The 16,798-nt window shown below is 63.3% G+C and carries 15 protein-coding genes; 6 read left to right on the top strand and 9 right to left on the bottom strand.

Annotated elements, in window-relative coordinates; translation table 11 throughout:
* Positions 1 to 76 precede the first annotated feature (76 nt).
* Genes PVE98_RS00590 through PVE98_RS00565 form a run of 6 tightly spaced genes read left to right on the top strand, consistent with a single transcriptional unit; the run spans position 77 to position 6,664 of the window.
* Complete coding sequence (locus PVE98_RS00590; RefSeq protein WP_033753429.1) at positions 77 to 1,672, top strand: ABC transporter substrate-binding protein; 1,596 nt, start codon at positions 77 to 79, stop codon at positions 1,670 to 1,672.
* Positions 1,642 to 2,682 carry an ABC transporter permease gene (locus tag PVE98_RS00585; protein WP_187143612.1) on the top strand — a complete coding sequence of 347 codons (1,041 nt, stop codon included), beginning with the start codon at positions 1,642 to 1,644 and terminating at the stop codon, positions 2,680 to 2,682. The genes PVE98_RS00590 and PVE98_RS00585 overlap by 31 nt, the downstream gene beginning before the upstream one ends.
* Entirely contained in the window at positions 2,682 to 3,578 is an 897-nt protein-coding gene (locus tag PVE98_RS00580; protein WP_048783263.1) for an ABC transporter permease, read from the top strand. Before PVE98_RS00585 ends, PVE98_RS00580 begins: the two co-directional genes overlap by 1 nt.
* A complete protein-coding gene (locus PVE98_RS00575; protein WP_096072232.1) occupies positions 3,579 to 4,406 on the top strand; it encodes an ABC transporter ATP-binding protein in 828 nt (275 codons plus the stop codon). It begins immediately after the preceding gene.
* Positions 4,407 to 4,415: 9 nt separating this feature from the next.
* Positions 4,416 to 5,156 carry an ABC transporter ATP-binding protein gene (locus PVE98_RS00570; protein ID WP_033753439.1) on the top strand — a complete coding sequence of 247 codons (741 nt, stop codon included), beginning with the start codon at positions 4,416 to 4,418 and terminating at the stop codon, positions 5,154 to 5,156.
* The gene (locus PVE98_RS00565; RefSeq protein ID WP_096072233.1) at positions 5,153 to 6,664 is read left to right on the top strand and encodes a serine hydrolase; all 1,512 of its coding nucleotides are present in this window, start codon (positions 5,153 to 5,155) and stop codon (positions 6,662 to 6,664) included. The genes PVE98_RS00570 and PVE98_RS00565 overlap by 4 nt, the downstream gene beginning before the upstream one ends.
* On the opposite strand, the gene PVE98_RS00560 is transcribed toward PVE98_RS00565, so the two are convergent.
* From PVE98_RS00560 to dgcN, 9 genes are all read right to left on the bottom strand, one after another.
* On the bottom strand, positions 6,654 to 7,490 hold the full coding sequence (locus PVE98_RS00560; protein WP_033753445.1) for a fumarylacetoacetate hydrolase family protein: 837 nt from the start codon (positions 7,488 to 7,490) through the stop codon (positions 6,654 to 6,656). The genes PVE98_RS00565 and PVE98_RS00560 overlap by 11 nt on opposite strands.
* Positions 7,491 to 7,583: 93 nt before the next feature.
* The gene (locus tag PVE98_RS00555; protein ID WP_096072234.1) at positions 7,584 to 8,405 is read right to left on the bottom strand and encodes a M55 family metallopeptidase; all 822 of its coding nucleotides are present in this window, start codon (positions 8,403 to 8,405) and stop codon (positions 7,584 to 7,586) included.
* On the bottom strand, positions 8,402 to 9,454 hold the full coding sequence (locus tag PVE98_RS00550; protein WP_096072235.1) for a P1 family peptidase: 1,053 nt from the start codon (positions 9,452 to 9,454) through the stop codon (positions 8,402 to 8,404). The genes PVE98_RS00555 and PVE98_RS00550 overlap by 4 nt, the downstream gene beginning before the upstream one ends.
* Positions 9,455 to 9,456: 2 nt before the next feature.
* Positions 9,457 to 10,341, bottom strand: coding sequence for an ABC transporter permease subunit (locus tag PVE98_RS00545; RefSeq protein ID WP_096072236.1), 885 nt, complete (start codon positions 10,339 to 10,341; stop codon positions 9,457 to 9,459).
* Positions 10,338 to 11,270 carry an ABC transporter permease gene (locus PVE98_RS00540; RefSeq protein WP_033753456.1) on the bottom strand — a complete coding sequence of 311 codons (933 nt, stop codon included), beginning with the start codon at positions 11,268 to 11,270 and terminating at the stop codon, positions 10,338 to 10,340. The genes PVE98_RS00545 and PVE98_RS00540 overlap by 4 nt, the downstream gene beginning before the upstream one ends.
* Before the next feature lie 30 nt (positions 11,271 to 11,300).
* Entirely contained in the window at positions 11,301 to 12,842 is a 1,542-nt protein-coding gene (locus PVE98_RS00535; RefSeq protein ID WP_096072237.1) for a glutathione ABC transporter substrate-binding protein, read from the bottom strand.
* Positions 12,843 to 12,873: 31 nt separating this feature from the next.
* Complete coding sequence (locus tag PVE98_RS00530; RefSeq protein WP_096072238.1) at positions 12,874 to 14,736, bottom strand: ABC transporter ATP-binding protein; 1,863 nt, start codon at positions 14,734 to 14,736, stop codon at positions 12,874 to 12,876.
* 17 nt (positions 14,737 to 14,753) lie between these two features.
* Positions 14,754 to 15,719 (bottom strand): N-acetyl-D-Glu racemase DgcA, encoded by a 966-nt coding sequence (gene dgcA / locus PVE98_RS00525; RefSeq protein ID WP_407568539.1) that lies wholly within the window; start codon positions 15,717 to 15,719, stop codon positions 14,754 to 14,756.
* A 1-nt stretch (position 15,720) separates the two neighbouring features.
* Entirely contained in the window at positions 15,721 to 16,728 is a 1,008-nt protein-coding gene (dgcN, locus tag PVE98_RS00520; RefSeq protein ID WP_033753466.1) for an N-acetyltransferase DgcN, read from the bottom strand.
* Positions 16,729 to 16,798: the final 70 nt, after the last annotated feature.

Raw genomic sequence — 16,798 nt, 5'->3', positions numbered from 1 at the left:
CAGCCGGACACATGTCAAGATAAATAACAGACGAATTTTGTTTTTTACTTTTAATAATCAATAACCTGGAGTGGAAATGGTCACCAGAAGACGCTTTATCGCAGGCTGCGCTGCCGCGCCGGTTTTATCCTCGCTAAGCTTCAACCCCGCCTTCGCCGCCGCGCCAGCCGGCATGCTGGTCATGGCGATGCAGCTCGACAATATGACCAGTCTCGACCCGCATGAAAGCTTTGAAGCGACCGGCGGTCAGATCTGCGGCAATCTTTACCAGAAGCTGGTGCAGCCCGATCCGCAGCAGGCGGATAAGATTGTCGGCATGCTGGCGCAAAGCTGGGAGGCGAACGGCGACAACACGCTATTTACTTTCCGCCTCGATCCGGCGGCCAAATTCGCCGACGGCACGCCGGTGACCGCCGAGGATGCGGCCTTTTCCATCGAGCGCATCGTCAAGCTGGATAAGAGCCCGGCCTTTATCATTAACCAGTTCGGCTTTACCAAAGAAAATGTCGCCAGCAAGGTGACGGCGAAAGACGCCCATACCCTGGAGATGGCGCTGGGCGCGCCCGCCTCAGAATCCTTCCTGCTCTACTGCCTCTCCGCCACGGTCGGCAGCATCGTGTCGAAAAAAGCCTGTCTCGCCAACCAGCAAAACGGCGACCTCGGCAACGCCTGGCTGAAGCAGCACAGCGCCGGCTCCGGCGCCTTCACGCTGCGCAGCTGGAAAGCGAGCGAAACGGTGATTCTGGAGCTGAGCCCGCAGTACGCTGGCCAGAGCGCGATCAAGCGCGTCATCCTCAAGCATATCGCCGACCCCGCCGCGCAGTCGCTGATGCTGCAAAAAGGCGACGTGGACGTCGCCTACGATCTCACCACCGAGCAGTTAAAACCGCTGCAGTCCAGCAGCGAGGTGACGCTGGTGAAGCAGCCGCTTTCCGCCATCATGCTGATGTCATGCAATACCACCCATCCGCTGCTGCAGAAGCCGCAGGTGTGGCAGGCGCTTAAGTGGGCGATCGACTACGACAGCATCCAGAAAAATATTCTGTCGCTGACCTACAACGTTCATCAGAGCTTTTTACCTTCCGGCTTTCCGGCAGCGCTCGACGACACCCCTTTTCATCGCGATGTCGATAAAGCGAAAGCGCTGCTGGCGGAAGCGGGTTACCCGGAGGGTTTCGAGATCACCCTTGACCACTATTCGATGCAGCCCTATCCCGATATCGCCCAGGCGATTCAGACCCAGCTCGGCGCCATTGGCATCAAGGTGTCGCTGATCGCCTCGGAGAACCGTCAGGTGCTGACAAAGATGCGCGCGCGTCAGCATCAGCTGGCGATCACCTCGTGGGGCGCGGACTACTTCGATCCGAACTCCAATACGGAAGCGTTCTGCGTCAATACCGATAACAGCACCAACGCGCGCAACCGCACCCTGGCATGGCGCTGCGGCTGGTCAGACGACGAATTTAACCAGCTCACCACGCAGGCGCTGCACGAAAGCGACCCGGCGCAGCGTCTCGCGCTGTATGAAAAAATTCAGCAGCTGCATCGGGAAAAGAGCCCGTTCATTTTTATGATGCAGCAGATTCAGACCACCGCCTGCGCGAAGAGTCTCTCTGACGTGCATATGACCGTGCTGGAACAATGGCCTTATCAGCAGGTGAAAAAAGCGTGACGGGCGCGGCAAAACGCGGCGCCAGCGCGCTGGGCAGCCTGCTGCTAACGCTGTTCGGCCTGACGGTGCTGACCTTTTTTATTGGTCGGGTAATGCCGACCGATCCGGTGCTGGCGGCGGTTGGCGACAACGCGCCGCAGTCGGTGGTGGAACGCGCGCGCGCGGAGATGGGGCTGGATCAGCCGCTCTACGTGCAGTTCGGCCACTATCTCAACCAGCTGCTGCATGGCGACCTGGGCCGTTCCGTACTGACGTCGAACAGCGTGACCAGCGATATCGCCCGCTTTTTCCCGGCCACCATGGAGCTGGCGACGGCGGCGATCGTCATTGCCGCGCTGATCGGCATTCCCCTCGGCGTCTGGGCGGCGGTGCGCCAGGGCACCTGGATCGATCAGACCATCCGCGTCATCTGCCTGGCGGGCCATTCGCTGCCGGTATTCGTGCTGGCGCTGCTCAGCCTGCTGCTATTCTACGCCGTGCTCGGGATTGCGCCGGGGCCGGGGCGGCAGGACATCATCTGGCAGGATATGATCCCGCAGGTTACCGGATTTCTCACCATCGATTCGCTGCTGGCGGGCGAATATGACGCCTTCCGCGACGCGCTGGCGCATATGGCGCAGCCGGTCTGCATCCTCGCCTACTTCAGCATGGCCTACATCACGCGTATGACCCGCACCTTTATGCTCAACGCGCTCAGCGGCGAGTTTGTGATTACCGCGCGCGCCAAGGGGCTGTCGTCGCGCCGCGTCATCTGGCGTCACGCGTTCCCAACGGTCGCGGTTCAGCTGATTACGGTGCTGGCGCTGACCTATGCCGGGCTGCTGGAGGGCGCGGTGGTGACGGAAAATGTCTTCGCCTGGCCAGGCCTCGGGCAGTATCTCACCACCTCGTTAATGAACGCCGACATGAATCCGGTGGTGGGCGCCACGCTGCTGGTCGGCACGGTTTACGTGCTGCTCAACCAGCTCGCCGACCTTCTCTATCGACTCTGCGATCCACGGATAAAATAATGTTTATTTCACGTAACTGGCTGCTGGCCGATTCGCCGACCAACCGCCGCCAGGCGGTTTGGGGCCGACGCTATCGCCTGTGGCTCAACCTGCGCGGCAATCCGCTGGCGACAGGCGGTATGGCCGTTATTCTGCTGATGCTGCTGCTGGCCATCGCCGCGCCGCTGCTGACGCCTTACGATGCCGGCGCGCAGCATCTGGAAAACCGTCTGGCGGCGCCGTCCGCCGCGCACTGGCTCGGCACGGACGAGCTTGGACGCGATCTCTGGACGCGCATTATTTACGGCGGCCGCACCACGCTCGGCATGGTTATCGCCGTCGTGGCGCTGACCGCCCCGCTCGGCCTGCTGATTGGCTGTATCGCCGGCTATCTCGGCGGCATCGTCGATAAGGCGCTGATGCGCGTCACCGATATTTTTCTCGCCTTCCCGCGCCTGATCCTGGCGCTGGCCTTCGTTGCCGCGCTCAAGCCGGGCGTCGAGAGCGCGGTACTGGCGATCGCCCTTACCGCCTGGCCGCCTTATGCCCGGCTGGCGCGCGCGGAAACGCTGCAGTTTCGCCACAGCGACTTTATCGCCGCCAGCCGCCTGACCGGCGCGTCGCCGCTGCGCATTATTCTGCGCCACATTATGCCGCTCTGCGTGCCGAGCCTGATCGTGCGCGTCACGCTCGATATGAGTTCTATTATCATCACCGCCGCCAGCCTCGGTTTCCTCGGCATGGGCGCGCAGCCGCCGTCGCCGGAATGGGGAACCATGATCGCGACCGCGCGCCGCTTCCTCTTCAGCGAATGGTGGGTGCCGCTGATGCCGTGCATCGCGATTTTTGTCACCTCGCTGGCCTTTAACTTTCTCGGCGACGGCCTGCGCGACGTCCTCGATCCCAGGGAGCGCTAAATGCTGGTGGAAATAGAGAATCTACGCATCGCCTTTCGCAGCCGCGCGGAAAGGTTCGAGGCGGTGCGCGGCGTCAGTTTTAGAGTCGGCAAAGAGAAATTCGCCATCGTCGGCGAGAGCGGCTCCGGCAAATCGCTCACCGCGCGCAGCCTGATGCAGCTGCTGCCGGGCAACGCCGAAGTCAGCGCCGACACGCTACGTTTTGACGGCATCGACCTGCGCGGCGCCAGCGAAAAAACGCTGCGGCAGATCCGCGGCAGACGCGTCGGCTTTATTCTGCAGGATCCGAAATATTCGCTTAACCCGGTCATGACTATCGGCCAGCAGATCGCCGAGGCCTGGCGCGAACACAAAGGCGGCAGCAGAAAAGCGGCGATGCAGGCGGCGATCGGCCTGCTGGAGCAGGTGAAAATTCGCGACGCCGCCGCCGTAGCGCTACGCTATCCGCATGAGGTTTCCGGCGGCATGGGGCAGCGGGTGATGATCGCCATGATGCTGGCGCCCGATCCCGAACTGCTGATCGCCGACGAGCCTACCAGCGCGCTCGACGCGACGGTGCAGGCGGAGATTCTGCGCCTGATCGACGATCTGGTTTCAGCGCGCGGTATGGGACTCATCCTTATCAGTCACGACCTGCCGCTGGTGTCGCACTTCTGCGATCGCGTGGCGGTGATGTACGCCGGACGTATCGTCGAGCAGCTTGACGCCCGGCAGCTGCACCAGGCGCAGCATCCCTACACGCAGGGGCTACTGGCCTGCCTGCCGTCGCTGCGTCACCCGCGCGCGCGCCTGCCGACGCTGCAGCGCGACGACGCATGGCGCGATTAGGAGCAAGCTATGTTTGAAATCAACAATCTGGACGTCAGTTTCGGCGCGCACCGCGCCGTCAAAGCGGTCACTTTCCAGGTAGGCAGCGGCGAGAGTTTCGGCATGGTGGGCGAAAGCGGCTCCGGCAAATCAACGGTGTTGCGCGCGCTGGCGGGACTGAACAACGACTGGCGCGGTGAAATCCGCTTCGGCGGCATGACGCTAAGCGCCCGACGCGGCCGCCCTTTTTTCCGTCAGGTGCAGATGGTATTTCAGGATCCCTACGGTTCGCTGCATCCGCGCCAGACAATCGACCGTATTTTGCATGAGCCGCTGCTGGTGCATCGCCTCGATCGCGCCGAACAGCGCATCAACCAGGCGCTGAGCGATGTCGGCCTGCCCGCCGCCGCGCGCTTCCGCTATCCGCATCAGCTTTCCGGCGGTCAGCGCCAGCGCGTGGCGATCGCTCGCGCGCTGATCGCCGAGCCGGAGGCGCTGCTGCTGGATGAGCCGACCTCCGCGCTGGACGTTTCCGTTCAGGCGGAAATCCTCAATTTGCTTAGCGATCTGCGCAGCGCGCGCAATCTTACCTATATTCTGGTGACGCATAATCTGGCGGTCGTCGCCCATCTTTGCCAGCGTATCGGCGTGATGCAGCATGGCGAAATGGTAGAGCAGTTGAGCGCGGACGACCTGCGCGCGCGGCGAATTCATCATCCGCATACCGCACAGCTGTTCGATTTGAGCATTGGACTGGAGGAGCCGGCATGACGCTGGAGTGGCAACGGGCGGCAGCGGTCGCCGATGAGCTTGTCCAGGGCTGGCGGCAGCCCGGCGCGCCGGGCGGCGCGATAGTGCTGTTTGACGCGCGTCAGGTGCATTCGGCGCACTGCGCCGGAGTGGCCGATTTAGCGCAGCAGACGCCGTTTACCCTCGACAGCGTGGTGCGCTTCGCCTCCATCACCAAACATCTTTTCGCTGCGCTGGCGACCGGGCCGGGACGCCGCTATCTGTCGTCTGACGACAAACTGGCGGATCACCTGCCGCAGCTGCGCGGCGCCAACGGTCAGGTTACCGTGGGACAGGCGCTGGATATGTCGAGCGGGCTGCCGGATCTGCGCGAAACGCTGTCGCTGATCGGGCTGTCGCTCTACAACGCCACCACCGACGCCGACCTGCTGGCGTTTCTCGCCGCGGAGAGCGAGCTGAACTACCCGCCCGGCAGCGAAATTTCTTACACCAATACCGGCTATCGGCTGGTGGAGGAGGCGCTAAAAGCGAAAGGGGTGCGTTTCGACGCCCTGCTGCAGCAGTATATCTGTCAGCCGCTGGATATCAGCCTGACCGCGCCGGAAACCTGGTTCGACGTGGTGCCCGGTCTGGCGCCGGGTTACTGGTTCGACGGCAGCCGCTGGCAGCTCGCCAGCGCCGGCCTTCATCTCTCCGCCTCCGGCAGCGTCGCCGGCAGCCTGCGCCATCTGACGCGCTGGTTGCAGGCGCTGTTGAGCGACAGCGGCCCCGGCGCGGGCGTGCTGCGGCGCCTCAGCGCGCCGCGCCTGCTGGCGGATGGACGCGTCAGCGGCTACGGACTGGGTCTGGCCAGCACGCAGATCGGCACCCAGACGCTGTTTGGCCACGGCGGCTCGCACGCGGGCTATAAAAGTTATTTCCTGCTGCATCCTGAACGCCAGGCGGGCGTGGCGCTGGTGGCGAATCGCGAAGATGTCGCCACCTCTGAAGGCGCGCTGCGCGTGATGGCGGCGCTGCTTAACCGCACGCTGCCGGAGAAAGGGCACGATCTCACGCCCGGCCTCTATGTCGGGGAACAAGAGGCGGAGTGGCTGGAGATCGCTGGCGACGCAGCGACCTGGCTCGGCGCAAGCGAAACGCTGTGGCGCGTTGGCGCCCAGGGCGAGGCGCGTTCGCTCTCCAGCAGTTTTCCGCTGCGGCTGCGCCAGCAAGGCGACGCCATCGTCGGCGAGATCGGCTATGCGCCGCGCCGCTTTGTGCCGGCGCAGCCCGACGGCGCCAGCTTACAGACGATGCAGGGACGCTGGTTCCTGCCGCAGTGGCGCAGCGAACTGGTGATTGAGGGCGAGCGGCTAACGATGGGCATCGGCCCGGCGGCGATTGTCGCCAGCCTGAGATCGCTGAGCGGCGACCGCGTGCTGGCGACCGCGCAGGACGGTCCCTGGCAAAAGCGCTTTATGCTGAAGCGCGATGGCAGCCGGCTGCGTCTGCTGCTTAACCGCAGCCGGGTGGTGCAGTTTACGCGATAACGTTACGCAGCCTGCCGATCTTCTCAATCTCGACTTCCACTACGTCGCCGCTGAACATAAACAGCGGCGGCGTGCGCTTCTTACCGACGCCGCCCGGCGAACCGGTGAAAATGACGTCGCCCGGCGAAAGCGGACTGAACGCGGAGATGTACTCGATAATATTCGCGACGCTGTGCACCATGCTGCCGGTGGTATCATTCTGCACTTCGCGCCCGTTTAGGAAGGTTTTGATCCCCAGCGTCTGCGGGTCGCCAATCGCCTCGGCCGTCGTCATCCAGGGGCCAAAGCCGCCAGTCTGCGGCCAGTTCTTCCCGGCGGTAAACCAGGTAAACTGCATGTCGCGCACTGTCGCATCCATAAAACAGCTGTAGCCTGCCACGTAGCTCAGCGCCTCGTCGGCTTTCACCTTATGCGCCGGTTTGCCGATGATCACCGCCAGTTCGCCTTCGTAGTCGAATTCGCTGGTGGAGGCGGGCTTCATCAGCGGCTGCTCATGGCCGGTCAGGGAGTCCGCGAAGCGGATAAACAGCGTCGGCGCGTTCTGGGTTTCTGAGAACTCTTTCCGCTTATCGGCGTAGTTCATGCCGACGCAAAAAACCTTGCCGGGATTGTCAATCACCGGCAGAAAACGCAGCGCGTCGAAGGCATAGTCGGCAGGTCGATCGCCAAACGCCGCGAGATCCGCCAGCGAGGAGCGCTGCAGGAAGGTTTTCAGATCCGGGCACTGCGCGCCCATGCGCGTGCCGACATCCACCACCCCGTTTTCCTTTACGATGCCGAAACTTTTAATGCCCTGGTCTGGAAGATAAAAACTGCAAAGCTGCATTACTGCCTCGTTGTTATAGATAAATTCGCGCGCAGGTTAGCAAAAGATGAGATGAAAATCGTACAAACTTCCGCTCATCCGATGACATAGCGTTTAATTTTGTGTCGATGCCAGATAAGAGAAGGCGCTGAGCAGGCTGACCAGCGTCGCTATGCGTTCCGCCTGGTAACCGACCGTGACGGCGTCGAGGCGCGCAACGCCGGGTATCAGGCAGAAAAGATCCGCCAACACCGGCCTGCTCGCCTGCAGCGTCAGTCGATAGGGCGCGTTCAGAGAGCCGTCGCATGGGCCAGAGGCGCGCGAAACCGCGCGCGCTGACGCTTCGCGAATGCGCTCCCGCGCCGCCTGCGGGCTGAGCGATTCGGCGCAGGTGTGGGAAATCGCGCGCTTTACGCAGACATATTCCGTCTCGGGGTGGCGTTCGGCGATCCACTGCTGCAGGCAGTCGTCACCGCTTACCAGCCACAGCGGCGTGCCCTGTTCCGCCGCCGCCGCCGCGTAAATATCGCTTTCACCCACCACGCGATCGTTGATCAACATGCGCCAGAAGGCGCGGCCATTGATGGTGTGCGCCAGTACGCCAGGCTCTCCTGCCGCGCTGTGATAGCCGATCAGCATCAGGCCATCGAAGCGCTGCTGTTCCAGCCCTTCCACCATCGAGAGCGCGCGCGGTTTGCCCTGCACCAGGCGTGCGCGCGCATCCATGTTTGCGGCGCGCAGGTTGGTCATTTGCGCATGGCTGTCGGCGACGACGACTTCGGTCGCGCCTGCTGCGAAGGCGCCGTCGATCGCGGCGTTAACCTCCTGCTCCATTAACTCGCGCGCCAGCTGCCATTCGGCGTGGCCGGGCGCGCACTGTTCAGGACGCATTACCCCCGCGACGCCTTCGATATCGGCCGAGATAAAAATTTTCACGGTGTGACTCCTGCAAGGCGGTCCAGCACATCGCTGAGCGCCGGACGATGGTGGCCGCGAAAGCCGGTAACGGGCTGCGCGCTGAGCAGCGCGTCCAGCACCGCATGTTCGGTGGCGTCGGCCGCGGCCGACAGCATCGGCTCTAGCGCGGCGTCCGGTGGCGGTTGCGGCACGGGCCGGGTGGAGAAAGCCACGGCGATGTCGCCGGAGCCGTGCCCCCAGTAGCTGCCAAGCCGTCCCAGACCGGCGCCGGCGCGCTTCGCTATACGCGTCAGCTGGCGCGCGTCGAGCGGCGCGTCGGTCGCCATGACGATAATAATGGAGCCGGCGTCGCGCTGCGGCGTCAGCGATGGCAGCAGCGGCGCGATCTGTTCGCCAAGGCGCACGCCATCCAGCGTCAGCGCCTCCAGCGCGCCGAAGTTCGCCAGCACCAGCATGCCCAGCGTGGCGTTAAGGCCGTCAATGCGGCGCGAGGCGCTGCCGATGCCGCCTTTCAGGCTGAAGCAGCTCATGCCGCGTCCTGCGCCGACGCTGCCGCGCGTGAAGTCGGCGTCGGCGTCGTCGAGAGCGGCCTGCGCCATCGCTTCGGTCACCGCCATCGCCTGAATATCGTTGAGCCAGCCGTCATTGCACTCCAGCGCCAGCGGGTTGACCGTGGGCAGCGCGCGTCCCAGCTCCGGGTTGACGCGGATCGCCGCGCGCGCCAGAGTGGTGAATAGCGTGCCGACCGCCAGCGTATTGCTGAGCAGAATCGGCGTCTGCAGCACGCCCAGCTCGGTGACCTGCACCAGCCCGACCGGCTTCGCAAAACCGTTAAAGACCGCCGCGCCGCACGGCAGCGGCTGGGCGAAAAGGTTCTCTCCCGGCGGCACCACCGCCGTCACGCCGGTTTGCCGCTCGTCGCAGTCCAGCGTGTAGTGCCCGACGCGCACGCCGGGCACGTCGCTGATGCGATTAGTCGGACCACAGACGCCGCGCGGCTGCCCAAGGCGGCGCGTGGCGCGCCAGCGCTGCAGCAACAGCGCACATTGTTGTTGGTTAAAGTCCATCTTTAGCTCTTGAGTTTAGGGTCCAGCGTGTCGCGTAGCGCATCGCCTAACAGGTTGAACGCCAGCACCGTCATAAAAATCGCCAGGCCGGGAAAAACGCTGACGTGCCACAGCCCCGCCATCATCATGCTGCGGCTCATGGCGAGGATATTGCCCCATTCCGGCACGTCGGGCTCCGGGCCGAGGCCGATGAAGCTCAGGCCGGCGGCGGTGAGGATGCTGGTGCCGATGCGCATGGTGAAGTAGACGATCACGTTCGGCAGCGTGCCGGGAAGAATGTGCCGTAGCAGGATCACCCGGTCCGGCGCGCCGACGCAGCGCACCGCTTCGACATAAGCGGCCTGTTTTAACGACAGCGTCGAGGCGCGTACGATGCGCGCGAAAACCGGCACGCTGAACACCGCCACCGCGATGATCACGTTGTTGAGACCGGGACCCAGTATCGCCACCACCGCAATCGCCAGCAGCATGCCGGGAAAGGCGAAGAGCACGTCGGAGCCGCGCATAATCAGCATATCGACCCAGCGCCCATAGTAGCCCGCCAGCAGACCAAGCACGATGCCCGCCAGCATGCCGAGCGTTACCGACACAATACCGACGTAGAGCGAAATACGCGCGCCGTAGATAATCCGGCTCAGCACGTCGCGCCCGAGCTCGTCCGTGCCCATCCAGTGCGCGCCTGACGGCGGCATAGAGAGCGCCGTCCAGTCCGGCTCCATAGGGTTCCAGGGCGCCAGCCAGGGCGCGAAGAGCGCGATCAGCACCAGCAACAGCACGAAACCGCCCGACGCCAGCGCCAGCGGATTGCGCGCAAAAGCGTGCAGGAAGTCGCGCCACGGCGAACGGATCGCTTCGCTGTCGACGGTGGTTAGCGTCTGCTGGCTCATTTGCCCCCCTGACTGAGACGAATTGCCGGATTGACCACTGCATAGAGCAGGTCCACCAGCAGGTTGATTACGATAAATTCAAATACGAACAGCATCACCAGCGCCTGAATCACCGGCTGGTCCTGCGCCTTGATCGATTCAATCAGCAGCCAGCCCAGTCCCGGCCAGTTGAAGACGCTTTCCACCACGATTGAGCCGCCAAGCAGAAACCCGAACTGCAGGCCCAGCATGGTGATCACCGGAATCAGCGCGTTGCGCATCACATGTTTCCAGGTGACGCGCGCAGCCCGCAGCCCTTTGGCGCGCGCGGTGCGCACATAATCTTCCTGCGCCACCTCAAGAAATGCCGAGCGGGTAAAGCGCGCCATTACCGCCGCGACCGACGAACCAAGCGTAATGGCGGGCAGGATGATATCGGCAGGCTGGTTAAAGCCGCTGACCGAGAAGAGGCCGAACGGCATGGCGACGAACTGGATCAACAGCAGCCCAAGCCAGAATGCCGGCATCGAAATGCCGCCGACCGCGGCGCTCATCAGCGTCCAGTCCAGCCAGCCGCCGCGCCGTAGCGCCGCCGTGACGCCCAGCGCCAGTCCCAGCGCCACGGACCAGACGAATCCCGCCAGCGCCAGCCACAGCGTCGGCATAAAGCCTTTGCGAATCACCTCCAGCACCGGCTGCTGGGTGCGGTAGGTGACGCCTAAATCGCCGCGCAGGATACCGCCCAGCCAGTTTACGTACTGCTGCGGCAGCGGATCGTTCAGGCCGAGATGCTGACGCGCCGCCTCAACCGCCTCTATTGGCGCGTCAGGTCCGGCGTAGATACGCGCCGGATCGCCGGGCAGCAGCTTGATAAAGCCGAAGACCAGCAGCGAAACCACCAGCAATACCGGAACCATCTCCAGCAGCCGACGCAGGATGTATGCGAACATAACCTTCCTTTTTTGCAGTGCCGTTCGGCGTTATTTAAAAGCGGCCTGATTAAAGAGCAGATTGCCGTCCGGCAGCATCGACACGCCGCTCAGTTTCGCCGTTTTGCCGACCAGATTGTCCGGCGTGCCGAGATAAGCGACAGGCGCCTCTTTCCACAGCAGCGTCTGCGCGTCGGCGTAGGCGGCCGCGCGTTTCGCCGGTTCGGCGGTCGCCAGACCGCCGGCGATCGCCTTATCCACCGCCGGATTGCTGTAGTAGGAGACGTTGTATGAGGTCGGCACCCAGGATTCGCTGGCGAACAGCGGACGCAGCGCCCAGTCGGCATCGCCGGTCGAGGTAGACCAGCCGCCGTAGTAGAGATCGTACTCGGCCTGTTTCGGATCCTTTACGCCCCACAGCCTGGCGTTGCGCGTGCCGGAATCCATCGGCGTCACGGTGACGCGAATGCCGACGGTCGCCAGCTGCGCCTTAAGGAACTGCGCGGCGCGGACGCTGGCGGTGGCATTGGTGCACCAGAGCTTGAGATCGAGGCCGTTCGGGTAGCCCGCCGCCGCGAGCAGGGCTTTCGCCTCCTCCGGCGCGTAGCGATAGTTCGGCGCGCTCTGTTTTTGATAGAACTGCACCCCGACAGGGATCGCCGAGGTGGCGGGCGTACCCATCCCGGCAAACCCGACTTTCAGCCACAGCTCGCGGTTGATGGCGTAGTTGATCGCCTGACGTACGCGCGTATCCGCTAGCGGCTTGTGCTGAGTGTTGATCGCCATGTAGTAGAGATAGATGCTGGGATCGCGCTGGATCGCCAGTTTGCTGTCGCTCTGTACCGCGCCGATAAGATCGGACGGCAGCGGATAGATCGCGTCCACCTGGCCCGCCTTCAGCGCCGCAACCCGCGTGGCGTCTTCCGGGCTTGGCGAGAAGATCACGCGATCCACCTTCGGCCAGCCCTTGTTCCAGTAGCCGTTGAATTTCGTCAGCGTCACCGCCTTGCCAGGCTGCCACTCCACAAAGGTAAACGGCCCGGTGCCGACCGGATGCAGACGCAGCTGCGCCTCGTCGGGAAAGGCTTTCAGCACCGTCGGGCTCCACATCACCGCCGACGGGTGCGCCAGGGTGTTGATAAAGGCGCCGAAGGATTCGCTGAGGTCGATTTGCACTTTATTGGGCGCCAGCACGGTGACGCTTTTGATCATGCGGTAAAGGCTATTGCGCTTCAGGCCTTTTTTCTGGTCGGCGAGTCGATCGAGGTTAGCCTTCACCGCGTCGGCGTCAAAGGGCGTACCGTCCTGAAAGGTCACGCCGTCGCGCAGGGTCAGCGTGAACTGGGTGGCGTCGTCGTTGCTGGTATAGCCCGTCGCCAGCCAGGGCGTCAGGGTCATTTTGGCGTCGAACTGAAACAGGCGCTCAAAGATCCCGCTCTGCACCGAATAGCTGATGTTATCGGAGGTATCATGCGGGTCGAGTCCGGTGATATCGGCGTACATTGAAATACGCAGATCCTGCGCCTGCGCGACGCTGGCCAGACACGCTGTTAAACCGAGGGCGAGAGAAGTGCGGCGGAAAAATGGCTTCATAAAGGCTCCTGGTAGAAATGACTAGACGCAATTAATGCTCTTCGGCTACCCAGTGATCGGGCGCGACCTGGCGATAACGGTGTTTGCTCACCCTCTCTTTTACGCTGCGCACAGGCGACGGGATCTCCCCGTCGTCGAAACGACGCGCTGGACGATGACGCGGATCGACTACTGGCACCGAGGCCAGCAGGCGCTGCGTGTAGGGATGCTGCGGTTGATTAAACAGCGACTGCCGCGGGCCGATTTCGACAATCTGGCCGAGGTACATCACCGCCACGCGGTTGGCGACGCGCTCTACTACCGCCATGTCATGGGAGATAAAAATCCAGGCGACGCCAATCTGCCGCTGCAAATCCATCATCAGGTTGATGACCTGCGCCTGAACCGACACGTCGAGCGCGGAGACCGCTTCATCGGCAATAATAATTTTGGGTTTGAGCGCCATGGCGCGGGCGATGGCGATACGCTGCCGCTGGCCGCCGGAGAACTCATGAGGATAGCGGCGCGCGTGTTCCGGCAGCAGGCCGACGCTCTTTAATAATGCTTCAACCTGCGGCGTCGCTTCGTCGAGCGAGCGCACCAGGCCGTGCAGCAGCAGCGGCTCCGCAATGGTGAAGCCCACGGTCAGGCGAGGGTTGAGCGACGCGTAGGGATCCTGAAACACCATCTGGATTTCACGCCGCAGCGGCTGAAACTGTGCTTCTTTCAGGCTGGCGATTTCGCGGCCGGCAAACAGAATGCTGTCGGCGTCGCCGTCGACCAGTCGCATCAGGGCGCGGCCGGTGGTCGATTTGCCGCAGCCGCTTTCGCCGACGATCGCCAGGGTTTCTCCCGGCCAGAGGGCGAAGTCGATCTGCTCGACCGCATGCACGCGATGCGTCAGCGCGGAGAAAATGCCGCTGCGCACGGGAAAGCGCACGGTCAGCCCGCGCACGTCGAGCAGCGGTTTCTCTTCGTAACGCGCGGTGATGTGCGCCTCCTCGGCTGGCGCGTCGCCGTGCAGCAGCGGAAAACGCTGCGGCCAGCGCTGGTCGCGCATCTCCCCGGGTTTCGGCACCGCCGCCAGCAGCGCGCGGGTATAGTCATGCTGCGGCGCGGCGAAGATTGCCTCTACCGGTCCCTGCTCGACGACGTTGCCGCGATACATCACCACCACCCGATCCGCCACTTCGGCGACGACGCCCATGTCATGCGTGATGAACAGCACCGCCATTCCTTTTTCTCGCTGCAGCTCGCGCAAAATATGCAGAATGCGCGCCTGTACCGTGACGTCGAGCGCGGTGGTCGGTTCGTCTGCAATCAGCAATTGCGGGTCGCACGCCAGCGCCTGCGCAATCATTACGCGCTGGCGCATGCCGCCGGAGAGCGAGTGCGGAAAGCTTCTCATCACCCGATCGACGTCGGCGATGCGCACCTGACGTAGCAGCGACCGCGCGCGGGCCTGCGCGTCGGCGCCGGAGCAGAGCTGATGGTCGCGCAGCGCTTCGGTGAGCTGATCGCCCACGCGCAGCACCGGGTTGAGCGAAGTCATCGGCTCCTGAAAAATCATCGCCATCTCGCGTCCGCGCAGCCTGCGCCGCTGCTCCGCGCTAAGCCGGCTGAGATCGCGCGTTTCGCCCGTGCGGTCGCGAAAGCGGATCGCGCCGCCGTCAATGCGCGCCGAGGCGGACAGCAGCCCCATAACCGCCAGCGAGGTCACCGATTTTCCCGACCCGCTCTCGCCGACCACCGCGACGATTTCGCCCGGCTGGATGGCGAAAGAGACGTCGTGCAGCGCCTGATGCGCGCCGCTGCGTCCGCGAAAGCTGACGCTGAGATGCTCTATCGCCAGCACCGGCGCGCCGTCCGACCCGGCAACGCTGGCGGCGTCAGTCAGGCGAGAAGTATCCGTCATCGTTGCTCCATATGCGTTTACAGCCAGATGCGGCCTTGTGAATAGGAAAGGAAAGGCGAACTGTCCGCCGCCAGCCAGATGGGGCCATCCAGATCGACATGCTCTGCCTGCGGCGTGACCAGCAGCGCCGCTTCCATCGCCAGCGAAGAACCGAGCATGCAGCCCACCATCAGCCGCATGCCCTGCTTTTTCGCCTCGTCGACCATCGCCAGCGCCTCCGTCAGGCCGCCGCATTTATCGAGCTTGATGTTGATCATCTCGTAGCGATCGCGCAGCGCGGCGATATCGCTGCGCGTGTGGCAGCTTTCGTCAGCGCAAAGCGGAATGGGATGGGCGATATGCTGCAAGACGGCATCTGCGCCCGCCGGCAACGGTTGTTCGATCATTGCGATGCGATAAGGCAGCAGCGCGGCAAACAGCGGCGGCAGATCCAGCCCGCTCCAGGCTTCGTTGGCGTCGACGATCAAAGTAGCGTCAGGCGCGACGGCGCGGATAGCCGCGACTTTTTCCACAATCGCTTCGCGGTCAAGCTTGATCTTGAGGAGCAGCGCGCCGCGTGACACCGCGTCCTGCGCCGCATCAGCCATCTTCTCTACGCTTTCGAGACTGAGGGTTTCAGCGGTGACGACTGACGGCGGCGCGCTCAGCGCGGCCTGCTGCCATAACGTCTTTTTCGCCCGCGCGGCGTCCAGCCGCCACAGGGCGCAATCGAGCGCGTTACGCGCCGCCCCTGCGTTGAGTTCCGTTTGCAGCGCCTGGCGGCTGAGACCCGCTTCGATCGCCTCTTTCATCGCGTTAAGCTGGGCGTGGACGCTCTCGACGGACTCGTTGTAACGCGGCGTCGGCGTGCATTCGCCGTGACCGATAAAGCCGTCCTGCTCCAGAGTGACGCGGATCACCGCCACGGCGGTGCGGGTGCCGCGCGCGATGGCGAAAGGCCGGGCCAGCGGCAGCGTGAGGAGTTCAGTCAGCATGCGGCGCATCTTAGCCTCGCTCTTTTAACAGCGTAGCGATCGCATCAATGCCGAAACGCACCGGATCCGTCGCCGGCACGCCGAAGGTTTCGCTGAGCTGCGTGCAATAGTCGCGCGCTTCTTCTTCGCTGAAGTTAGAGGTATTAATAGCGAAACCGGCTAGCTGCGGGTTGTCGCTGGTAACCTGCGCCGCGCGCAGATTGGCTTCCACACAGTCCGCCAGCCCCACCATCGGCTGATGGGGCAAATGACGCATATGAGGACGCCCCATCTCATGGCACATCACCAGCCAGTGCGGCTGCGCGCCGTGGATTAACCCCATGCTGACGCCTGCATAGGAGGGATGAAACAGCGAGCCCTGTCCTTCGACGATATCCCAGTGATCGTCGTCGTTGGCTGGCGATAACGCCTCCGCGGCGCCGGCGATAAAATCGGCGATGACAGCGTCGATAGCGATACCTTCGCCAGCAACCAGGATGCCGGTCTGGCCGGTGGCGCGAAAGTCCGCCTTCATGCCCTGCGCGCGCATCGCGGCTTCCAGCGCCAGCGACGTGTACATTTTGCCGACCGAGCAGTCGGTTCCGACGGTTAACACCCGTTTTCCGCTGCGCTTTTTGCCGCTGCCGACATTAAGTTTCGGCCGCATATGACGGATATCGAACAGTTCGACGCCGTGCGTCTCCGCCAGCGCCACCAGCTCTGGCTCGTCTGCCAGACGATGATGCAGGCCGCTCGCCACGTTCATGCCTGCTTTGATGGCGGCGATAACGCTTTCCAGCCAGTGCTGAGGCAGATAGCCGCCCGCGTTAGCGGTGCCAAGCACCAGCGTTTTCGCGCCGCGCGCCCTGGCCGTAGCGATGTCCAGCTCTTCAAGGCCAAGGGAAACGGTACAGCCCGGCAAACGAATTTCGCCAACGCACTGTTCGGGCCGCCATACCTGAATGCCGCGCGCGGTTTTAGCAGCCAGCGGATCGGTGACGTCGCCGAGAAATAGCAGATAGGGTTGCGGGATAAGCATGATGCGTTCTCTTTCAGACAGGGTTGAGGGTCTGAAACGAACTATTTCACGCCAGGGAAAGCGGGACGAA

This window comes from Pantoea sp. GABEPS69 (assembly GCF_045780835.1).
In the GTDB taxonomy this organism is placed as follows: domain Bacteria; phylum Pseudomonadota; class Gammaproteobacteria; order Enterobacterales; family Enterobacteriaceae; genus Pantoea; species Pantoea septica.
Note: the sequence above shows the minus strand (reverse complement) of the source record. Positions and strands in the feature narration are given on the sequence as shown.